The 17,717-nt window shown below is 72.5% G+C and carries 17 protein-coding genes and 1 pseudogene; 10 read left to right on the top strand and 8 right to left on the bottom strand.

Annotated features, from left to right (window positions below; genetic code table 11):
- The coding region (locus J7E86_RS29615) for an MFS transporter (RefSeq protein WP_215085895.1) at positions 1 to 858 on the bottom strand (858 nt) is incomplete at its 3' end.
- A gap of 226 nt (positions 859 to 1,084) precedes the next feature.
- Between J7E86_RS29615 and J7E86_RS29610 the strand changes: the two genes are divergently transcribed.
- The gene (locus J7E86_RS29610; protein ID WP_215085894.1) at positions 1,085 to 1,528 is read left to right on the top strand and encodes a CBS domain-containing protein; all 444 of its coding nucleotides are present in this window, start codon (positions 1,085 to 1,087) and stop codon (positions 1,526 to 1,528) included.
- Between the two features lie 308 nt (positions 1,529 to 1,836).
- On the opposite strand, the gene J7E86_RS29605 is transcribed toward J7E86_RS29610, so the two are convergent.
- The 3 genes from J7E86_RS29605 to J7E86_RS29595 all read right to left on the bottom strand — a co-directional run bounded on the left by J7E86_RS29605 (position 1,837) and on the right by J7E86_RS29595 (position 4,871).
- Positions 1,837 to 1,983: a hypothetical protein gene (locus tag J7E86_RS29605; protein ID WP_215085893.1), complete on the bottom strand. Its 147-nt coding sequence runs from the start codon at positions 1,981 to 1,983 to the stop codon at positions 1,837 to 1,839.
- 160 nt (positions 1,984 to 2,143) lie between these two features.
- Positions 2,144 to 2,755 carry a DUF4328 domain-containing protein gene (locus J7E86_RS29600; RefSeq protein ID WP_308312775.1) on the bottom strand — a complete coding sequence of 204 codons (612 nt, stop codon included), beginning with the start codon at positions 2,753 to 2,755 and terminating at the stop codon, positions 2,144 to 2,146.
- 442 nt (positions 2,756 to 3,197) lie between these two features.
- Positions 3,198 to 4,871 carry a cytosine permease gene (locus J7E86_RS29595; protein WP_215085891.1) on the bottom strand — a complete coding sequence of 558 codons (1,674 nt, stop codon included), beginning with the start codon at positions 4,869 to 4,871 and terminating at the stop codon, positions 3,198 to 3,200.
- Positions 4,872 to 5,093: 222 nt separating this feature from the next.
- On the opposite strand from J7E86_RS29595, the gene J7E86_RS29590 reads away from it, so the two are divergent.
- Positions 5,094 to 5,735 carry a DUF4360 domain-containing protein gene (locus J7E86_RS29590; RefSeq protein WP_215085890.1) on the top strand — a complete coding sequence of 214 codons (642 nt, stop codon included), beginning with the start codon at positions 5,094 to 5,096 and terminating at the stop codon, positions 5,733 to 5,735.
- A 61-nt stretch (positions 5,736 to 5,796) separates the two neighbouring features.
- Entirely contained in the window at positions 5,797 to 6,453 is a 657-nt protein-coding gene (locus tag J7E86_RS29585) for a DUF4360 domain-containing protein (RefSeq protein WP_215085889.1), read from the top strand.
- A 210-nt stretch (positions 6,454 to 6,663) separates the two neighbouring features.
- Here the strand turns inward: J7E86_RS29585 and J7E86_RS29580 are convergent, their stop codons facing one another.
- Positions 6,664 to 8,178, bottom strand: a complete 1,515-nt coding sequence (locus J7E86_RS29580) for an alpha/beta fold hydrolase (RefSeq protein WP_215085888.1) — start codon at positions 8,176 to 8,178, stop codon at positions 6,664 to 6,666.
- A gap of 109 nt (positions 8,179 to 8,287) precedes the next feature.
- Here J7E86_RS29580 and J7E86_RS29575 point away from each other — a divergent pair, with 109 nt between their 5' ends.
- Positions 8,288 to 9,205 (top strand): MerR family transcriptional regulator, encoded by a 918-nt coding sequence (locus J7E86_RS29575; protein ID WP_374223881.1) that lies wholly within the window; start codon positions 8,288 to 8,290, stop codon positions 9,203 to 9,205.
- Positions 9,206 to 9,230: 25 nt separating this feature from the next.
- Here J7E86_RS29575 and J7E86_RS29570 read toward each other — a convergent pair whose 3' ends face one another.
- On the bottom strand, positions 9,231 to 9,818 hold the full coding sequence (locus J7E86_RS29570; RefSeq protein ID WP_215085887.1) for a TetR/AcrR family transcriptional regulator: 588 nt from the start codon (positions 9,816 to 9,818) through the stop codon (positions 9,231 to 9,233).
- Between the two features lie 102 nt (positions 9,819 to 9,920).
- Between J7E86_RS29570 and J7E86_RS29565 the strand changes: the two genes are divergently transcribed.
- A complete protein-coding gene (locus tag J7E86_RS29565) occupies positions 9,921 to 10,445 on the top strand; it encodes a VOC family protein (protein WP_215085886.1) in 525 nt (174 codons plus the stop codon).
- A gap of 153 nt (positions 10,446 to 10,598) precedes the next feature.
- On the top strand, positions 10,599 to 11,486 hold the full coding sequence (locus J7E86_RS29560; RefSeq protein ID WP_374223880.1) for an NAD(P)-dependent oxidoreductase: 888 nt from the start codon (positions 10,599 to 10,601) through the stop codon (positions 11,484 to 11,486).
- 132 nt (positions 11,487 to 11,618) lie between these two features.
- On the opposite strand, the gene J7E86_RS29555 is transcribed toward J7E86_RS29560, so the two are convergent.
- A complete protein-coding gene (locus J7E86_RS29555; RefSeq protein ID WP_215085885.1) occupies positions 11,619 to 12,536 on the bottom strand; it encodes a nitroreductase/quinone reductase family protein in 918 nt (305 codons plus the stop codon).
- Between the two features lie 328 nt (positions 12,537 to 12,864).
- Between J7E86_RS29555 and J7E86_RS29550 the strand changes: the two genes are divergently transcribed.
- From J7E86_RS29550 to J7E86_RS29535, 4 genes are all read left to right on the top strand, one after another.
- Positions 12,865 to 13,782, top strand: a complete 918-nt coding sequence (locus J7E86_RS29550) for a carbohydrate-binding protein (protein ID WP_251019868.1) — start codon at positions 12,865 to 12,867, stop codon at positions 13,780 to 13,782.
- Positions 13,783 to 13,970: 188 nt separating this feature from the next.
- The gene (locus tag J7E86_RS29545) at positions 13,971 to 14,261 is read left to right on the top strand and encodes a hypothetical protein (protein WP_215085884.1); all 291 of its coding nucleotides are present in this window, start codon (positions 13,971 to 13,973) and stop codon (positions 14,259 to 14,261) included.
- 159 nt (positions 14,262 to 14,420) lie between these two features.
- Positions 14,421 to 15,833, top strand: coding sequence for a glutamine synthetase family protein (locus J7E86_RS29540; RefSeq protein WP_215085883.1), 1,413 nt, complete (start codon positions 14,421 to 14,423; stop codon positions 15,831 to 15,833).
- Between the two features lie 181 nt (positions 15,834 to 16,014).
- On the top strand, positions 16,015 to 17,136 hold the full coding sequence (locus J7E86_RS29535) for an amidohydrolase family protein (protein ID WP_215085896.1): 1,122 nt from the start codon (positions 16,015 to 16,017) through the stop codon (positions 17,134 to 17,136).
- Between the two features lie 118 nt (positions 17,137 to 17,254).
- On the opposite strand, the pseudogene J7E86_RS29530 reads toward J7E86_RS29535, so the two are convergent.
- Positions 17,255 to 17,717, bottom strand: a pseudogene (locus J7E86_RS29530) (hypothetical protein); the annotation flags it as partial.

The raw sequence follows: 17,717 nt of genomic DNA, 5'->3' as shown, positions 1-17,717 counted from the left end.
GCTGAGGACGAACAGCGCGCCGAACAGGGCCAGGGAGAGCAGGGCCAGGCATGCCACGCCCGTCCTCACGCCGGTGCCGGGCGGGAGCGTGGGGTGGCGGCGGCGCCGCGCCCGCCGGGCGAGGACGGCCAAGAGGGCGGCCGCGGTGCCGTAGGCGATGAGGACGGCCGGGTCGGCCCGGCCGCGAGCGGGCCCCTCGATCACCGCCCAGATCAGGGAGAGGAAGCCGGCAGCGGACAGGGCGAGCCCGCCCGCGTCCGGGCGCGGCGCCGGGGGTGTGCGCGGGGCGGAGGCGAGGAAGGGCGTGAGGGCGAGGGCGGCGGCCACCAGGGGAACGTTGACCCAGAGGCAGGCCCGCCAGGAGAACTCCTCGACGAGCCAGCCGCCGACGGCCGGGCCGGTCAGGGCACCGAGGGTGCCCGCGGCCGCGCCTGCTCCGATCACCCGGCGGCGCGGCTCGAGGCCGGGGAAGAGGTCGTCGAGGAGGCCGAGGGCGGCGGATGTCAGCAGCGCGGCACCGGCGCCGGCGCCGCAGCGGGCGGCGATCAGGGGCGGCGAGGTGGTGGCGAGGGCGCCGAGGGCCGGGGTGAGAACGCAGACGGCGAGGCCGGTGACGAAGGACCCGCGCCTGCCGACCCGTTCGGTGACGACGCCGGCCGGCAGAACGGCGGCGCCCAGGACCACGGCGTACGCGTCGACGATCCACTGGATACGGGCCAGGCCGGCGCCGAGGTCGTGCCCGAGGGCGGGAGCGGCGACGTCGAGGACGGTCAGGTCCATGCCGACGGTGAACAGGCCCAGGCACAGCGCGGCCGCCGCCGCCCGCCGCTCGGGCGGTCGGCGAGGTCTTCGGTCCATGGCCTTGTCCCCCGCATCCGTCACCACCCGGCCGCAGGGAGCCTTCCCAGTCCGCCCCCGGAAAACAGCCGCGGCCACCGGCCGCCACGAACGAGTGATGACCGTCGCCGTGTGGACTCCCGCGGCGGGGCCGGTGGCGCGTGGCGGGGCTGGTCCATCCGTGTTGCGATGGAGGGAGGACCACGCACGGAAGACGGAGACCACGCACGCGAGACTGGGAGCGATCATGGCAACGAGGAAGCAGCTCAAGGCGCGGGACATCATGTCGAAGGGCGTGCAGTGCGTCGGGGAGCACCAGTCGCTGTACGAAGCGTCGCAGATGATGCGCGACCTGAAGGTCGGCTGCCTGCCGATCTGCGGGGACGACAACCGCCTCAAGGGCCTGGTCACCGATCGTGACATCGTCATACAGTGCGTCGCCGAGGGCCGTGACCCCTCGACGTTGCAGGCCGGCGCGCTCGGCGGCAACCTGCACTGGATCGACGCCGACGCCGACGCGAACGAGGCGCTGGAGACGATGGAACGCCACCAGATCAAGCGCCTGCCGGTGATCGACGTCCGCAACGAGCACAAGCTGTGCGGCATGATCACGGAAGCGGACCTGGCGAAGAACCTCACGGACGAGCAGATCGCCGAGTTCGCGTCCCGCGTCTACGCGACGGCGCGCTGACGGCCTTTCGCGTGTACGCGACCGCAGGCTGACGCGCTCCCCTCCGACACGGGCGGGCCGGATCGACCGGCCCGTCCGTCGGACGCCGGGAGCTCCGGTCGCCGACTGTTCAGGGGCCGGCGACTCCCGCGTGCGGGGGTCTTCTTGCCGGCGGGGGCCGCTGGGGGCTGTTTGCCGCCTGCGGCGGGCGCCCCGCGGGCGCGTCCTCAAGCACCGGCCGGGCTTGATCGTCTGCTGGGCTCAGTCACTTTCAGCCCGTCCGGCGTTCGAGGGTGACGGGGATCTCCAGCACTTCATCGCGTCGAGGTTCAGCGCGCGCGTACCCCGTCGATGGCGAGGGCGAGCAGCTGGTCGGCCTCGGCCGGGCCGTCGGGTTCCTGCTCGGTGGCCAGGGCGATGGCGCTGACGAGTTTGAGCAGCTGGGTGACGGTGGCCTCGGGGCGTACGGCGTGCACCTGACGGGAGGCGGCCCGGGGTAGGAGCCAGTGGTCAGGCCGGGCGTGCGCCCCGGGCTGGACACACTTCTACCTGGAACCACGAACTGTGGGTTCGGGCAGCGAGCGGCCGCGATCCACAGCAGGTCATCCGGCGAAATGCGCCTCGATCACAGGCTGTTCAGCGGCCGGCGACCGGTTCCGGCATGCCCGTGCCCACCTGCTGCATGCGGGAGAGCTTCCGCACGAAGACGATCGCCAGCACGGCCGCCGCGATGTCCATCAGGTCGGAGGCGATCACGATGCCCGCGGCCTGCTGGAGGGTGTGCGGGGTCTCCGCCCGTCCGTAGAGGGTGGAGCCGATTCTGCCGATGAGCAGTGCCACGATCCACAGCGCCCACCACGTCCTCACCGGCGTCCGCGAGATCTCGCGCCGGGCACCGTCAGGTGCGGACTGGGCGCTGGCGTCCCATGTCTGCGTGGCGACCCGGTACGGCAGCCAGAGGTTACCGACCGGCACGAACCAGGCGCCGATGGCCCATCCCTTGCCCATGGTGCACATGTCCTGCGCGAAGTGGTCGGCGTTCGTCCGGACCCGGTGGAACCAGATGATGAAGACCACGGCCGCCGCGAGATTGCCCACCACTTGCAGGACTCCGGCCAGCGCGTAGAGGTTGTCACCCCTGTCCAACGCACGGTCGCTGACGGATCGCACGTCTTCCAGCAGCGCGTAGATGTTGAAGCCGGCGTAGACGGCGAAGAGGTCGGTGACGGTGACCAGTGCGAGCAACACGGTGACGGCTGTCGCGAGGCCCTGGACCGGGCGGAGCGGAGGACGGCCGGATGGCATGAAGGCAGGACTGTACGACATGAATGATCCCCCCTGGGAACATGAAAAAGCCCGCTTCGTGCGGGCTCGGGAGAAACATACCAGTCCTGCGGTTCCGCTCAGTAACGGTATCCGGGCCAGTGCGGGTCCTCCGAGCGGGCGGCCAAGTGAGGCCGAGCAGTCGTACGCGGTGGAGCAGTTGCTCGGACACGCCGTGGACCCGCAGGCGTGCGGGGGGGCGTGGCGTAGGAGCCAGACCGTCAGCTCTGCCCGCGTGGCTTCCTCGTCGTGCCAGGTGTGCCATGGGAGCTCGTCCCCGAACGGGTAGTACTCCCCATGGTCCACCGCCTCGGCCCCCGAAGATCTCCGATGTACCCGACCGGTCCCCCGCGCCCGCCCGCCTCCTTCACCCCACGCCCGGCTCCGCCGGCAGCACGTGGTCGCCGACCCTGTCGGTGCTCAGGCACAGGGAGCAGACGACGGCGTCATGGGTGCGGCAGGCGGCCACGTCCGGGCGCTCGAATTCCTGTCGGCAGACGTGGCAGCGGTAGAGGGCGCCGCTCGGGTTGCCGTCCGCGTCGAGCAGCGGCTCGTCGAGTCCGTCCGTGCGCCGGCGCAGGTAGTACCGGCCCTTGGTCAGGACGGCCATCAGCGGGGTGAGGAGGAAGGCGATGAGAGCCGCGGCGACGGGCGAGTACGGCTGGAGGGTGTCACCGAGCGCGTGGAAGTAGAGGGCGATCGACATGCCGGAGGCGGCGACGAAGGCCACGGTGCCGACCGGGTTGACCGCGTACAGCATGCCCCGGCGGAACTCGGGTTGCCGGGGTGAGAGCTTCAGCAGGTACTTGTTGACCATGATGTCGGTGGCGACGGTGACGACCCAGGCGATCGCGCAGTTGGAGTAGAAGCTCAGGACGCGGTTGAGGAAGCTGAACATGTCGGCCTCCATCAGCGCCAGGGCGAAGGCCAGGTTGAGCAGGACGAACACCATGCGCCCGGGGTAGCGCCCGGTCAGCCGGGTGAAGGAGTTGGTCCATGCCAGCGAGCCGGAGTAGGCGTTGGTCACATTGATCTTGATCTGGCTGATCACGACCAGTGCCACCGCCAGCGGTATCACCAGCCAGGACGGCATCATCGCGTCGAAGGCCGCCTTGAACTGCTGAATCGGTTCGGCCGCCGCCGACGGTCCCACGGCGGCCAGCACGTACACGGCGAGGAAGACGCCGATCGCCTGCTTCAGGGCGCCGAGTACGACCCAGCCGGGGCCGGCCATGACGACGGCGATCCACCAGGCGCGGCGGTTCCCGGCGGTCCTCGGGGGCATGAAGCGCAGGTAGTCGATCTGCTCGCCGATCTGCGCGATCAGCGACAGGCACACCCCGGAACCGAGCAGCACCGAGGCCGTGTTCACGCCTGCGTGCCCGTCGCTGCCGGGGTAGGAGAGCCAGTGGTCGACCGTGCCCGGGTCGGTGGCCACCAGGTAGAGCAGCGGTCCCACCATCAGCAGCAGCCACACCGGTGTCGTCCACACCTGGAGCTTGGTGAGTGCCTTCATCCCGTAGACAACCAGGGGAATCACCATGAACGTGGAGATCAGGTAGCCCAGCCACAACGGCAGCCCCAGTCCCAGCTTCAGCCCCTGTGCCATGATCGCGCCTTCGAGGGCGAAGAAGATGAAGGTGAAACTGGCGAAGATGACGCTGGTGAGGACCGAGCCGTAGTAGCCGAAGCCGGAACCGCGGGTGACGAGGTCCAGGTCGATGTTGTAGCGCGCCCCGTAGTAGGCCAGCGGGAAACCGGTGACGAAGATGACCACGGCGGCGACGAGGATCGCGGTCAGCGCGTTCCCGGTGCCGTGCGAGAGGCCGATGCCGGCCCCGATGGAGAAATCGGCCATGTATGCGATCCCGCCCATGGCGGTGGTCGCCACGACCATCGGCGTCCAGCGGCGGTAACTGCGCGGCGCGAAACGGAGGGTGAAGTCCTCCAGCGTCTCGCCCGCCGCGCGGTCGGCGGCGGCCCTGGCGTGCGCCGACTCCCGGCGGCCGCCGGTCTCTTCCACTGGTTGCTCGGTCCTCATGGTGCCTCCCCGGGCGCGATGTCGCTGCGAGGGCACCCCTGGTGCCCGGGGCGAACGCTAGGCAGACCGTATTTCCTGCTGCCGCTTCGTACGTGAAGGGGGTGTTTCGGGGAGCCCCAGGACAACCGGCCAGGTCGGCTCGAACCTGGCCTGTACATGCCCGACTGGGGGTGGTCGTGTGGACCTCCCGGAGTACGCCCGCACAGCGGCAGGAGAGCTCTCATGTACAGACCGGTGTGGATCGGCAGCGCGGCTGTCGCGCTCATGGCCGCGACCTTCTCACCCTCGGCGGCCACGGACGCCGGCGTGCCGCCCGGCAGGATCACGATCGACGTGGTCGCGGTCAACGGCTCGGGGTGCCCGGCCGGATCGGCCGCCGTCGCGGTGGCGTCGGACAACACGGCGTTCACGGTGACGTACAGCAGGTATCTCGCCCAGGTGGGCGTCGACGCCAAGCCGACCGACTTCCGCAAGAACTGCCAGCTCGGCCTCAACGTCCACGTCCCCCAGGGCTACACCTACGCGATAGCCAAGGCCGACTACCGCGGCTTCGCGCACCTGGAACGCGGAGCCACGGGCCTGGAGCGGGCCGGCTACTACTTCCAGGGCATGTCGCACACGACGTTCGCCAGTCATCGCTTCGCCGGCCCGGTCAGCGACAACTGGCAGACGACCGACATCACGGACGCCGAGGCCCTCGTCTTCGCGCCGTGCGGCACACAGCGGATCCTCAACGTCAACACCGAGCTGCGCGTGAGCGCCGGCACCTCGGACCCGTCGACGACCAACAGTTTCATGGCGATGGACTCGACGGACGGCAGCGTCAACACCCTCTACCACTTCGCCTGGAAGGAATGTCCCTGACCGTGGCGAGCTGGACCATCACGCGTCGGAGTGGGCCCCTGGGCCCAGGGGAGGGACCTCGATGTTCAGACCGGTGATGACCGGCAGCGCGGCCGTCGCGCTCGTGGCCGCTACGTTCTCGCCGGCAGCGGCCGCTGCCGGCGTCCGGGACGGGGTACCGCCGCCGGACAAGATCGTGATCGATGTGGTCGCCGTCAACGGCTCGGGCTGCCCGGCGGGATCGGCCCATGTGGCCGTCTCGCCGGACAACACGGCCTTCACCGTGTCCTACAGCAGTTACATCGCCCAGGTGGGCGTGGGCTCCAAACCGACCGACTTCCGCAAGAACTGCCAGCTCGGCCTGAACGTCCACGTCCCCCAGGGCTTCACCTACGCGGTGGCCCGCGCCGACTACCGCGGCTTCTCCCACCTGGAGAAGGGCGCGACGGGCCTGGAGCGGGCCAACTACTACTTTCAGGGCATGCAGCAGACCGCCTTCATGAACCACCACTTCACCGGGCCCACGAACGACGACTGGCAGACGTCCGACTCCACGGACATCGACGCCCTGGTGTACGCGCCCTGCGGGGCCAAGCGGAACTTCAACATCAACACCGAGCTGCGGGTGGACGCGGGGACGTCCGACCCCACCAAGACGACCAGCTTCATGGCGATGGACTCCACCGACGGCGAGATCAACACGCTGTACCACTTCGCGTGGAAGACGTGTCCTTCCTAGGAGCCGTGTCCGGCGGGTCTTCGGCCGCGGGCCGCTTTGCCGCTTGCGGCGGCGGGCGCCCTGCGGGCGCGTCCTCAAACTCCCCCAGCTACCGCTGGGAGGTGCCCCCGGACGGGCTTGATTGTGGCTGAGCCCAGCCGACATCAGCCCGTCCGGCGTTTGAGGACACCGCCGCGCAGCGGTGGTGCGCACGATACGCCCCCCGGCTCCCTACCCGCCCACGCGCGCGAGCACCGACCGCACCGCGCGGTCGATCGCGTGGCGCACCTGAACCCGCTCGGCGGGGTCGGCCGTCTCGAACCCGTGGTGGCCGAGCGGTACGTCGATGATCTCGACGTCGGCTCCGCCGTCCCCGGCGGCGGTCAGGAACTCCTCGACCGTCGCCGCGATCCCCGCGTTCTCCAGTCCGACCCGGGTCAGCACGACCGGCAGCCGCCCCGCCGTACGCACCGCGGTCGCGGGGCGGAACCGGGCGGGCACCCGGCCCCAGTTCGGCAGCGGCGCGAGGACGGGATAGGTCGCCGCCACGCACCGCAGCCACGGCGGGGGTGCCGCGAGCCAGTCCGCCGACAACAGCCCGCCGGCGGAGAAGAACCACAGGGCGACGCGCTCCGCGTCGACGCGCGGGTCGGACCGTACGAGCTCGACCGCGTCGGCGACGTCCTGGGCCGCGCGCTCGTAGTCGGCGAGGTCGTGCAGCCGGTGATCCACCGTCACGCCGACCGCTCCGAGACTCGCCACGTACCGGCCGTAGCCGACGAAGGCCGGCCAGTCGCGCGGTGTCGGCCGCACGCCCTCGGGAACCGGTCCGCCGTGGACGAGGACCACCGCCGGGCGGGGCCCGTCGGCGTCGGGCAGGTAGAGGTCGACCCGGCCCGTCCGCTCGCGGCTCCGCTCCGGGACGTCCAGGAGGAACGGCTGGAGGTGCGGGGGCGCCTCGCCCGCCGTGGCGGCGATCCGGTGGCCCTCGCCGGCGGCGGCTCGCAGCAGTACCCCGGCCAGTTCGCCGGGGGTGGAGAGCATCGGCCAGTGTCCGGTGGCCAGTTCGAAGAAGGTCACCCGGGGGTCGGTGAGCGCTTTCAGACGGGGATCCCCGAGTCGCACCAGTGCCTCGACCATGGCAATGCTCGACCCGTTGGCCGTGCACAGGACACCGGTCGTCGGCAGCCCGGCGACCGCTTCGGACAGGCGCAGCGGCTGGGTGACCGTGCCCACCGGCTGTGGTGCGGCGAGACGGGCCAGCCGGGCCAGTGCGTCCTGTGGGACACCGGCGACGCTGCCCCAGCGCTGCCACTCGCCGGGTGACGGCGGGGCGATCAGCCAGTCCTCCCCCGCCTGCCCGGCCAGGCGCGGCGCCCGCTCGCGAACGCCCTGATCGGGCACGAGGTTGAGGGCCGGGTCGCCGTCCTGGGGCATGCCCGTGTCCAGGTAGACGATCCGGGCGATCCGCTCCGGGCGCCGGCCGGCGGCGCCGAGGACGGGGTGGATGCCGTAGCAGTGGCCGACGAGCACCACCTCCGGAGCGTCCACGTCGTCGATCAGCCGCACCAGGTCCTGGATGTGCGTCTCCAGATCCGTGCCGGGTCCCGCCAGGTGGCGGCGGTCACCCATGCCGGTGAGCGTCGCCGGATACGCCTCGGCTCCCGACTCCCCCAGCCGGTCGGCCACTTCCCGCCAGATCCAGCCGCCGGTGTGGGCGCCCGACACCAGGATGAATGCCGTCATGAACCTCTCCTCGCACGTTGTCCGTCCTTGTCCGTCCCGCGGGGCCGGCCGCACCGGCCGCCCGCGCTCGCCGGTACGGTAGGAACTCCAGCTGGGGGAGGTTCAAGCCGTGTCGTCGGACAGCATGTGGAGCATCGGGGAGCTCGCCGAGCACGCGGGCGTCACCGTCAAGACCGTCCGCTTCTACTCGGACCGCGGCCTGCTGCCCGAGGCCGCCCGCAGCTCCGGGGGCCACCGCCGGTACGGGCCCGAGGCGCTCGACCGGCTCCGCCTGATCCGTTCCCTGCGCACCCTCGACCTGCCGGTCCCGGAAGTGAGCCGGGTGCTCGACCAGGAGGACGCCCTGGAGGACGTCATCGCGGGGCAGTTGCGGGAGCTCGGCTCGCGGCTGACCGCCCTGCGCTGGCGGGAGGCCGCGCTCCAGCTCCTCCAGGACTGCGATCCGGAGGAACGCGCCGACCGGCTGCGCCTCATCGGCGCCATGTCCACCCCGCCCAGCACGGTCCCGCTCGCACGCTTCTGGCGGGGCTGGCTGCCCCCGCGGCTGCCCGCCCGGCTGGTCTCCGCCATCCTCGACCAGGCGATTCCGCAGCTCCCCGCGGCGCCGACGCCGGCCCAGGTGCTGGCCTTCGCCCGGATGCACGCCCTCGTCTCCGGCCCCTGCGTCGGGGACGGTCCCTGCCGGCCCGCCGTGCACCGGCCCGAGGGGGGTTACCGGCCGGCCGTGCTCTACGACGGTCTGGCCGAGGCGTTCGCGCTGGCGGCCCCGCACCTGCGGGCGCGGCGGCCACCGCACGAGGGCGAGGCGCTCGACTGCTTCGTCGCCACGCACGCCCGCTCGTCCGGCATGCGCGACACCCTCGACTTCCGCCGCCGGCTCGGCGGTCTGCTAGCCACGGAGCCGCGCATCGACCGCTACTGGGAACTGGCCGCCGAGCTCTCCGGCCCGTCGGAGCCGACCCCCGGCGCCGCCCATGACTGGCTGAACACCGCCCTGAACAGCCAGATCGCCCGCCAGACCGCCTGAAACACAGGGTTCGGGCGGGACCGTGTCACGTGACGCAGCCGTCCAGCAGCGGCCCGAGCTCCCGCGCCACGGTCCTCAGCGCGCGGGTGTCCCGCTCGGCCCTGGCGATGAGGATCGCTCCCTCCAGAGAGCTGATCATGAGCGTCGCGAGCGACTCGGCCCTGCCGGCCGGAACGCCCATCTCCGTGAGCGCCCGGGACACCGGCCGGTTCCAGCAGGCGAACGCGGCGGCGGCAGCGTCCCGGGTGGATTCGCTGCCCTCCGCGCAGTCCACCGTCGCCGCCGCGACGGGACAGCCCGAGGCGAACCCGGCCGTCTCGAACTCGTCCGTCCACTGACGCGTCATCGCGGCGAACAGCCCGCTCGGCGACGGTTGTGGCATCTCGGCGAGGAACCGGTCGACGCGCCGGGCGGCGTAGCGGCCCGCCCAGGCCACGGCCTCGTTGACGAGCTGTTCCTTGCCGCCCGGGAAGTAGTGCTGCAGCGATCCCCGCGGAGCGTGGGCATGGGCGACGACGGCGCGCATGCCCGTCGCCGTCACTCCGTCGCGCCGAAAGAGCTGAGCGGCGCTGAACACCATCCGCTCGCGCGGCTGCCGCTCGGAAACCGCCATCACCGACCTCCCACCGACCGACGGACCGGGCGAACGGGCGCCGCCCACAACCGGTCAAGCCTATAGACGCCCGGCGCACCGGCACCGGCCGCGGGCGCGTGAATGCGGACGGACCGCAGGACCGCGCCGGACCGGCCCCCCCGGGACGGTAGTAGGGCATCCTCCGACCTACTGGTCTCCTTCCGTCAGGAGCGACACCCCACGAGGAAAGAGAAACGAACATGGCCGGCACGCGCACCACCAAGAAGGAACCCCGCAGGCGGTTCGGTTGCCTCGCTCGCGATCTGGGCCGACGACGGCCGGAAGCTCGCCGCTTTCTACGCCGCCGCCCTGGGACGCGAGGTCGGCCGGGCGTATCCCGACGAGCAGGGCGATGAGGTCGCCTTCACGCTGACCGACGGCGGCATGATGTACGTCTTCTCCACCTCGAAGAGCTTCACCGCACCGAACTGGCCGGCCGACGAGCTGACCTTCCGCCTCGACCTGACCTTCGCCGACGTCCCCGCGGCGGAGAAGCGGCTGCTGGAGCTCGGCGCGACCAAGCCCGACTTCCAGCCCGGCGGGAAGCACTGGACCGTACTGCTGGACCCCTCGGGCCAGCCCTTCTGCGTCAGCGGGCGACGCTGACGCGGAAGGTCCTGCCGCCGAGCGTCGGGCGCCACGGCGTCCGGGCCGGCGCAGCACCATGACGCCGGGCCCGGAGCCGCCTATCATGACGACCGTCATAGACGGCGAGGGCGGGCGCTCACGCAAGCGCGGCGCGCCCGGAGACGGCGGTGCGTGGTGGACATCGGTTTCATCGGCCTCGGCGTCATGGGGCAGCCCATGGCACTCAATCTCGCGCGCGCCGGCACGGGCCTCGTCGTCTGGAACCGCACCGCCGCCAGGAGCGAGCCGCTGCGCGTGGCCGGCGCCGAGGTGGTGAAGGGGCCCGCCGAGGTCTTCGAGCGGGCCCGCGTCGTGTTCCTCATGCTGGCCGACGGCGCCGCGATCGACGCGGTGCTGGGCCGTGGCACGCCGGACTTCGCCGTGCGCGTCGCGCGGCACACCGTCGTCCACATGGGCACGACGTCGCCCGAGTACTCGCGCGGCCTGGAGGCCGACGTCCGCACTGCCGGGGGCGACTACGTCGAAGCACCGGTCTCCGGTTCGCGGGGTCCCGCCGAGGCCGGGCGGCTCGTGGCGATGCTGGCCGGTGAGCCGCGGGCGGTGGAGGAGGTACGGGCGGCAGTCCGGCCGGTGTGCCACGAGGCGTTCGTCTGCGGGCCGGTCCCGAACGCGCTGCTGATGAAGCTCTCGGTGAACCTGTTCCTGATCACCATGGTCACCGGCCTCACCGAGGCGTTCCACTTCGCCGACCGGCACGGGCTGGACAGACGGCAGTTCCTGGACGTACTCGACGCCGGTCCGATGGCCAGCGGCGTCTCCCGGATGAAGGCGCCCAAGCTGCTGTCCCGCGACTTCGCCGTCGAGGCGGCGGCCCTGGACGTCCTGAAGAACAACCAGCTGATCGCCGAGGCGGCCAGGACGGCCGGCCTGTCGTCCCCCCTGCTGGACGTCTGCCACGCGCTCTTCGGCGAGACGGTCGCCCTGGGGCAGGGCGGTTCCGACATGGTGGCCGTACTACGGGCGATCGAGGACCGGACCGACCGCGACCGGGGCCACTGATCCCGTCCGCCGCGGCGCCCCGACCGGCCGGGCCGCCGACACCGTGCGGCACGGGCACGGCGGGCCCGGCCATGAGACGTGTCAGGGCCGGGCCCGGCGGCCGGAAGCAGGGCGGCGCCGGCCCGCCCGGTGTCAGCCGCGCGACGCCGGCGGTGCCGGCGGCCACGGCACGTGAACCAGGAGGGGCAGGAGTGCCTCCTCCTCGTAGTCGAGGTGCGCGTTCAGCTCCTTCGCCATCCGGTTCAGCTCGGTGCGGAAGCGCTCGGGATCGGCGATGGTGATGCCGGCCAGCAGCGCGACGAGTTCGGCCTGCAGGCGGGCGACCGTGCGGTGTTCGTCGCGGAGCCGGTCGAAGGTGTCGCCCAAGTGGGGGTGGTATCGGGCGATTCCGGGGAAGAGGTGCGCGTCCTCGCTGGCGTGGTGGAACTCCAGGGACTGGCAGAACGCCAGGCAGCGCTGCCGGATCTGCAGGCCGAGGCTCGGCGCCGGAGGCTCGCCGGGGCCCTCGTGGGCGGCCCGCGCGGCGAAGTGGGCGTCGACCTCGGCACCGACCTGGGCCAGCTGGGCCCGCAGCCAGGTGTGGACCTCCATGAGCTTGTCGGCGAGGGTCTCGGCCTCGCGGGGCCGCTCCCAGGCGTCGGGCTCGGCGCGCTCCAGCACGACGACGGGGAGGAGCCTGCCGGTCGCGGCCTGGTAGTCGCCGTATCCGGGTGCCGCCCGTACGACGCGCGCGAACAGTTCCTCGCGTCGGGCGCCCTCGGCGGGCACCGCGAGCGCTTCGAAGGTCTCGGTGCCGATCTCCACGCGTACGACGGGACGGGCGAGCAGGTTGCGGTACCAGTGGGGGTGGCGGGGAGCGCCGAGGTTGGATCCGACGATCAGCAGCAGGCCGCCGTCGCGGACGTAGCCGAGCGGCGTCGTGTGCTCGTTCCCCGAGCTCGCGCCGGTGGTCGTCAGGAGGAGGAGGTCGCCGCCTTCGAAGGGGCCACCGACCTTTCCTCCGTTGGCGCGGAACTCCTCGATGACGGATTGGTTGAACGACGTGGGCATGCGGTTCGAGATCTCCTGAGCAAGGCGTGGGTCCGCAGTGACTGCGGTGGTGGTGAAGGCGGCGCATGTGCGCGGCATGAGGCGATCGCCCGCGGCTCCTCGCCCGAGGCACATGCCGACCGGGCACGCACGTACCTCTGGCGCGAGGGTGTGGCGCATCGAGGCGTGCGCCGGGCCGTGCCGGGGCCCGGGAAGAGGGAGAAGCGACGTGCGAAGGCGCTACATCATGCGCAGGGCGCGGAGTATGAACTCATGGCGGAATCCCTGGGTCGGGGTGCTCGCCCGATCAAGCTCCCGCCCCCCACGAAGCCCGGCACTGGAGGAGCACATGAACGCACCCCGCGCCCGCCTGGCCGCCGCCCTGCTCACCACGTGCGTCGCCGCCGCCCTCACCGTCGCCGTCCCCGCCGCCCCCACCGCGGCCGGGACGGCGGCCCGTACGCCCGCACCCGACGCCCCGCACCGCGGCACGGTCACCCTCGCACGAGACCCCGGCCGCTCCCCCGCCCCCGGGCGCGAACGGGCCGTCCGCGCCTTCGCCGAGGGCCGCCGGGCAAGAGCCGGCGCCGCCGCCGACCTCACGCACAACTGGTGGGGCGTCTTCCCCCAGCCCGGCACGCACGACGGCATCATGGCCACCCACAGCGTCGACCCGGCCTACCGCGTCACCGACTCCGAGAACTTCACGTACGCGCCCACCACCAAGGCGCAGAAGTCCTGCATGGAGGTTGTCACCGCCTACTGGGACACCGGCACCGAGCTGTGGGCCTGGGACTGGTGCTCCAGCCCCGGCGGCCCCGCCAAGGTCCTGCCCGTCGACGCGGAATTCCTCTCCACCTACACCACCGACGCCACCGGCCGCCCCGCCTACAGCGTGCAGATGGTCCAGGACGACGCCTCCGCCAACCGCTGGTCGGCCTACCTGTTCAACCACCGCACCGCCGGCTGGGACCTGCTCTTCCGCCAGTCCGGCAAGGACCTCAGCGAGCTGGAACACGGCTGGGACATGTTCGAGATCTACGCGAGCGTCAACCCCTCGACCGGCGTCGGCTACTACTGCACCGAGGCCCGCTCCACCGTCTTCGACAGCGGCGCCGTCCAGCTCCGCTCCAAGGGCACCTGGAAGCCGGCCCGCCCGGCCGACTCCCCGTGGACCGAGGACCGGCCCGACGGCCGCGACTTCCTCTGCCCGCCCCTGCGCTTCGTCCAGGCGGGCGCCAACGACCACTGGACCGTGCGCCAGTAGACCTGACGAAACGTCAATTCTTCCTAGGTAGCGCCCTTTCGTCACTGCCCGTCACCCTCGTACCGCTCGCACCGGGACGAAAGGGGCTACCCGGCCGGCACCCCGCTCACACCTCGTATCACCAGTGCGGGGGAGACTTTCGCCGATCGCCCCCCTGCCGTCCGGGAAGTTCCCCGAGAGTTGGGCGCATGAGCTTGACCACCGCAGGGAAAACCCCCGGACCCGTCCGGTTCTACCTGGCCTGCGATCACCGCGGCTGCGACGCACGGACCACCTTCGACCTCGTCATCCCCGACCCCGGCCCCTCCCGTGACGACGACCTGTGGGGGTATCTCCTCCACCACGCCCACACCGCCACCCCGCACATCAAAGAACTCGGCTGGGCCTACATCAACGGCGACGGCTACTGGTGCCCCGACTGCTGCGCCCCGGCCCACCACCACCCCCGCTCCCTCCCCGGACCCACCTCCCACACCTGATACCGCCGGCACCGGACGTACGGTCTAATGACAGCGAGGCACAGGAAGGCACAGCCGGACAGCGGCCGGCGTCCGCAGGAATGACGGCCGCCGGGCGGGCAGCGCGAACGACGTGCGGTGTCCGCCCGGCCGGTATCGGCGGGTACGAGGGAGGAGACCGTGGACGAGCACGAGCACCCGACACAGCAGGGGCCCCCGGCGGAACAGGCACGGGAGGCCCGGGAGCGCGCAGGGTCGGCGGCGCGCCAGGAAGCCGCGCAGCTGACCGCGCGGAACATCCACGGCATCGCCCTGACCTGGGTCGACAACGCCGGGATCACCCGCGTCAAGACCATCCCCACCACCCGTCTGCCCGCGACCGCCCGCTCGGGCGTGGGCATGTCCCCCGTTTTCGACGTCTACCTCTCCGACGACTCCCAGGTCACCAGCAAGCACATCGGCGGCCCCGACGGCGACCTGCGGCTCGTCCCCGACCTCGACCGCCTCACCCCCCTGGCCGCGCAGCCGGGCTGGGCATGGGCACCGGTCGACCGGTACGAACAGGACGGCACCCCGTACTCCGCCTGCCAACGGCACTTCGCCCGGCGCATGACCGCCCTCGCCGCCGGGCGCGGTCTGGAACTGCGCATGGGCTTCGAGACCGAATGGTCCGCCACCACCCGCCCGCCCGCCGACGCCCCCACCGGGACGGACGTGCGCTACGCCGGTCCCGGGCCGGCGTACGGCATGGCGCGCGTGGTGGAGCTCTCCGACTACCTCGGTGACATCCTCCGGTCCCTGGCCGCGCAGGACATCGAGGTGCTCCAGCTCCATCCCGAGTACGAACCGGGGCAGTTGGAGGTGTCGACCGCTCCGGCCGACCCCGTCACCGCCGCCGATCACACCGTGCTGGTCCGCGAGACCATCCGTGCCGTCTCCGCCCGCCACGGGCTGACCGCCTCCTTCGCCCCCGTCGTCCGGGCGGGCGCCGTCGGCAACGGCGCGCACCTTCACCTGAGCCTGTGGCAGGACGGTGAGAACCTCTGCCGGGGCGACGGCCCCCAGGGCATGACGCCCACGGGCGAGAGCTTCCTCGCCGGGATCCTCCGGGAACTGCCCGCCCTGCTGGCCTTGGGCGCGCCCCTGGCCGCCAGCTATCTGCGCCTGGAGCCCTCCCGGTGGGCGGGCGCCTTCCACTGCTGGGGAGTGGAGAACCGGGAGGCGGCACTGCGCTACATCCCGGGCCCGCCCGACGACGCCGAGTCCGCCAACGCCGAGCTCAAGTGCTTCGACCCGGCCGCCAACCCGTACCTGATCACCGGAGCCGTCATCGCCGCCGGCCTCGCCGGGATCGACGCGCGCCTCACCCTGCCGCCTCCCGTCGCCGGCGACCCCGTGAGGACCGGAACCACCCCGCGCCTGCCCGCCTCGCTCCCCGAGGCGATCGAGCGCTTCTCCCGCTCGGAGCTCCTGCGCGCCGCACTGGGCGATCCCCTCTTCGAAGCCGTGCTGGCCGTCCGCCGCGGCGAGGTCGCCCTCGCCGACGGCCGGGAGCCGCAGGCCCTGGCCGACGCCCTCCACGACCGCTACTGACAACGACCGCTCCTGACATCACCGTTCAGGACAACGAGCGTTCAGGACAACGAGCGTTCAGAGCGACGGTCGTCACCGGCGACGACCGTCGCCGACGACCCCCGACGCACAGCGCGACCCGGCCGCGAGACCGGGTGACCAGCACGTCCGAGCGACAGCGAAGGTGGAAACGGTGACCACGATCGAGGCACCCGACCGGCTGGTGGACCACCACTGCCACGGCGTCGCGCGCCGCTCCCTGACGGCCGCGCAGTTCACCGCCTACCTGACCGAATCCGACGCCCCGGCCGCCCCCGGCACCACGTTCTTCGACACCCAGCTCGGCTTCGCGATGCGCCGCTGGTGCCCGCCCGCGCTCGGCCTGACCGCCCACTGCCCGCCCGCCGACTACCTCGCCCGCCGTACGGAGCTGGGTGCCGACGAGTCCACCCGGCGCCTGCTGCGCGCCACCGGCATCACCGACTACCTCCTCGACACCGGGCTGCCCGGCGGCCTGACCACACCGGGCGAGGTCGCCGCGGCCTCCGGCGCCCGCACCCACGAGATCGTACGGCTGGAGTGCCTCGCGGAAGCCGCGGCGGACGTCGCCGGCAGCGGCCAGGACTTCCTCGGCCGCCTGGTCACGGCGGTGCACGAGGCGGCCCGTACCGCCATCGCCTTCAAGTCGGTGGTCGCCTACCGCCACGGGCTGGACTTCGACCCGCGGCCGCCCAGGACCCAGGAGGTGTACGGGGCCGCCGGCCGCTGGCTCGCCCTCCGCAAGCCGGGCGACCGCCTCCACGATCCCGTCCTGCTGCGCCACCTGCTCTGGACCGCCGCCGAGACGGGCCTCCCCCTCCAGCTGCACACCGGGTTCGGCGACCCCGACCTGCGCCTGCACCGCGGCGACCCGCTGCTCCTGACCGACTTCATCCGCGCCGTACGCCCCACCGGCTGCCCGCTGATCCTGCTGCACACCTACCCGTACCACCGCAACGCCGCCTACCTCGCGCACGCCTACCCGCACGTCCACACCGACATCGGCCTCGCCGTCCCGCACACCGGTGCCCGGGCCGAGGCCGTCCTGGCCGAGACGCTCGAACTGGCGCCGTTCGGCAAGCTGATGTTCTCCACCGACGCCTACGGGCTGCCCGAGCTCTACCTCACGGGCACCCGGCTCTTCACCCAGGCCCTCACCCGTCTGCTGACCTCCTGGGTGCGCGAGGGCGCCTGGACGGCCCCCGACGCGCGGCGCGTGGCGGAGATGATCACCTCGGGCACGGCGCGGCGGGTCTACGGGCTCGACCCGGACGGACGGGACTGACCTCGGCGGACGCCTGCCGACCGCCGGTCCGGCCCGAACCGGCCCTGGCGGCCGAGGCGTTCGCCGTCACGGAAACCGCCGGGCGGCCGTCCCGCCGTGGCCGCGCCGGCCGCCCGGGTCAGCGGGCGGTGGCGGGCGGGACCTCCTCCCGTGCTCTCAGGCGCGTACGGACGTGCTCGGCGGCGTCGCGGCCGCCGGGGACCCGCTCCCACAGGGCCAGCAGCTCGGGGGCCAGGCCGGGGGCCCGCTCGCCGCTGTGCTGCCAGCAGTAGTGCGCCCGTTTCACGGCGGCGAGCACCTCGGTGTCCGCCGGGCCACTGCGCGCCAGGCGGGACCGGGCCGCCGCCATCCACAGCTCGGCGGCCCGGACATGGTCGCCGGCCAGACGGGCGAGGTCGGCCCGGACCTCGGTCCACAGGCCCGCCTCGGGGCTGTCCGGGCCGTGCGCGCGCAGGGTCTGCTGCTCCCAGGCGGCGGCCATCGCGGCCGCCTCGTTGTGCCGGCCCGCGTGGGCGGCGGCGAGGATGCCGGGCAGCAGTTCCTCGTGCGCCGGCGTCACCACGGGCCGCGGCGCCGGGGCC

This window comes from Streptomyces sp. ISL-11 (genome assembly GCF_018614525.1).
GTDB lineage: Bacteria > Actinomycetota > Actinomycetes > Streptomycetales > Streptomycetaceae > Streptomyces.
This window is presented reverse-complemented; position numbering and strand designations above follow the sequence as displayed.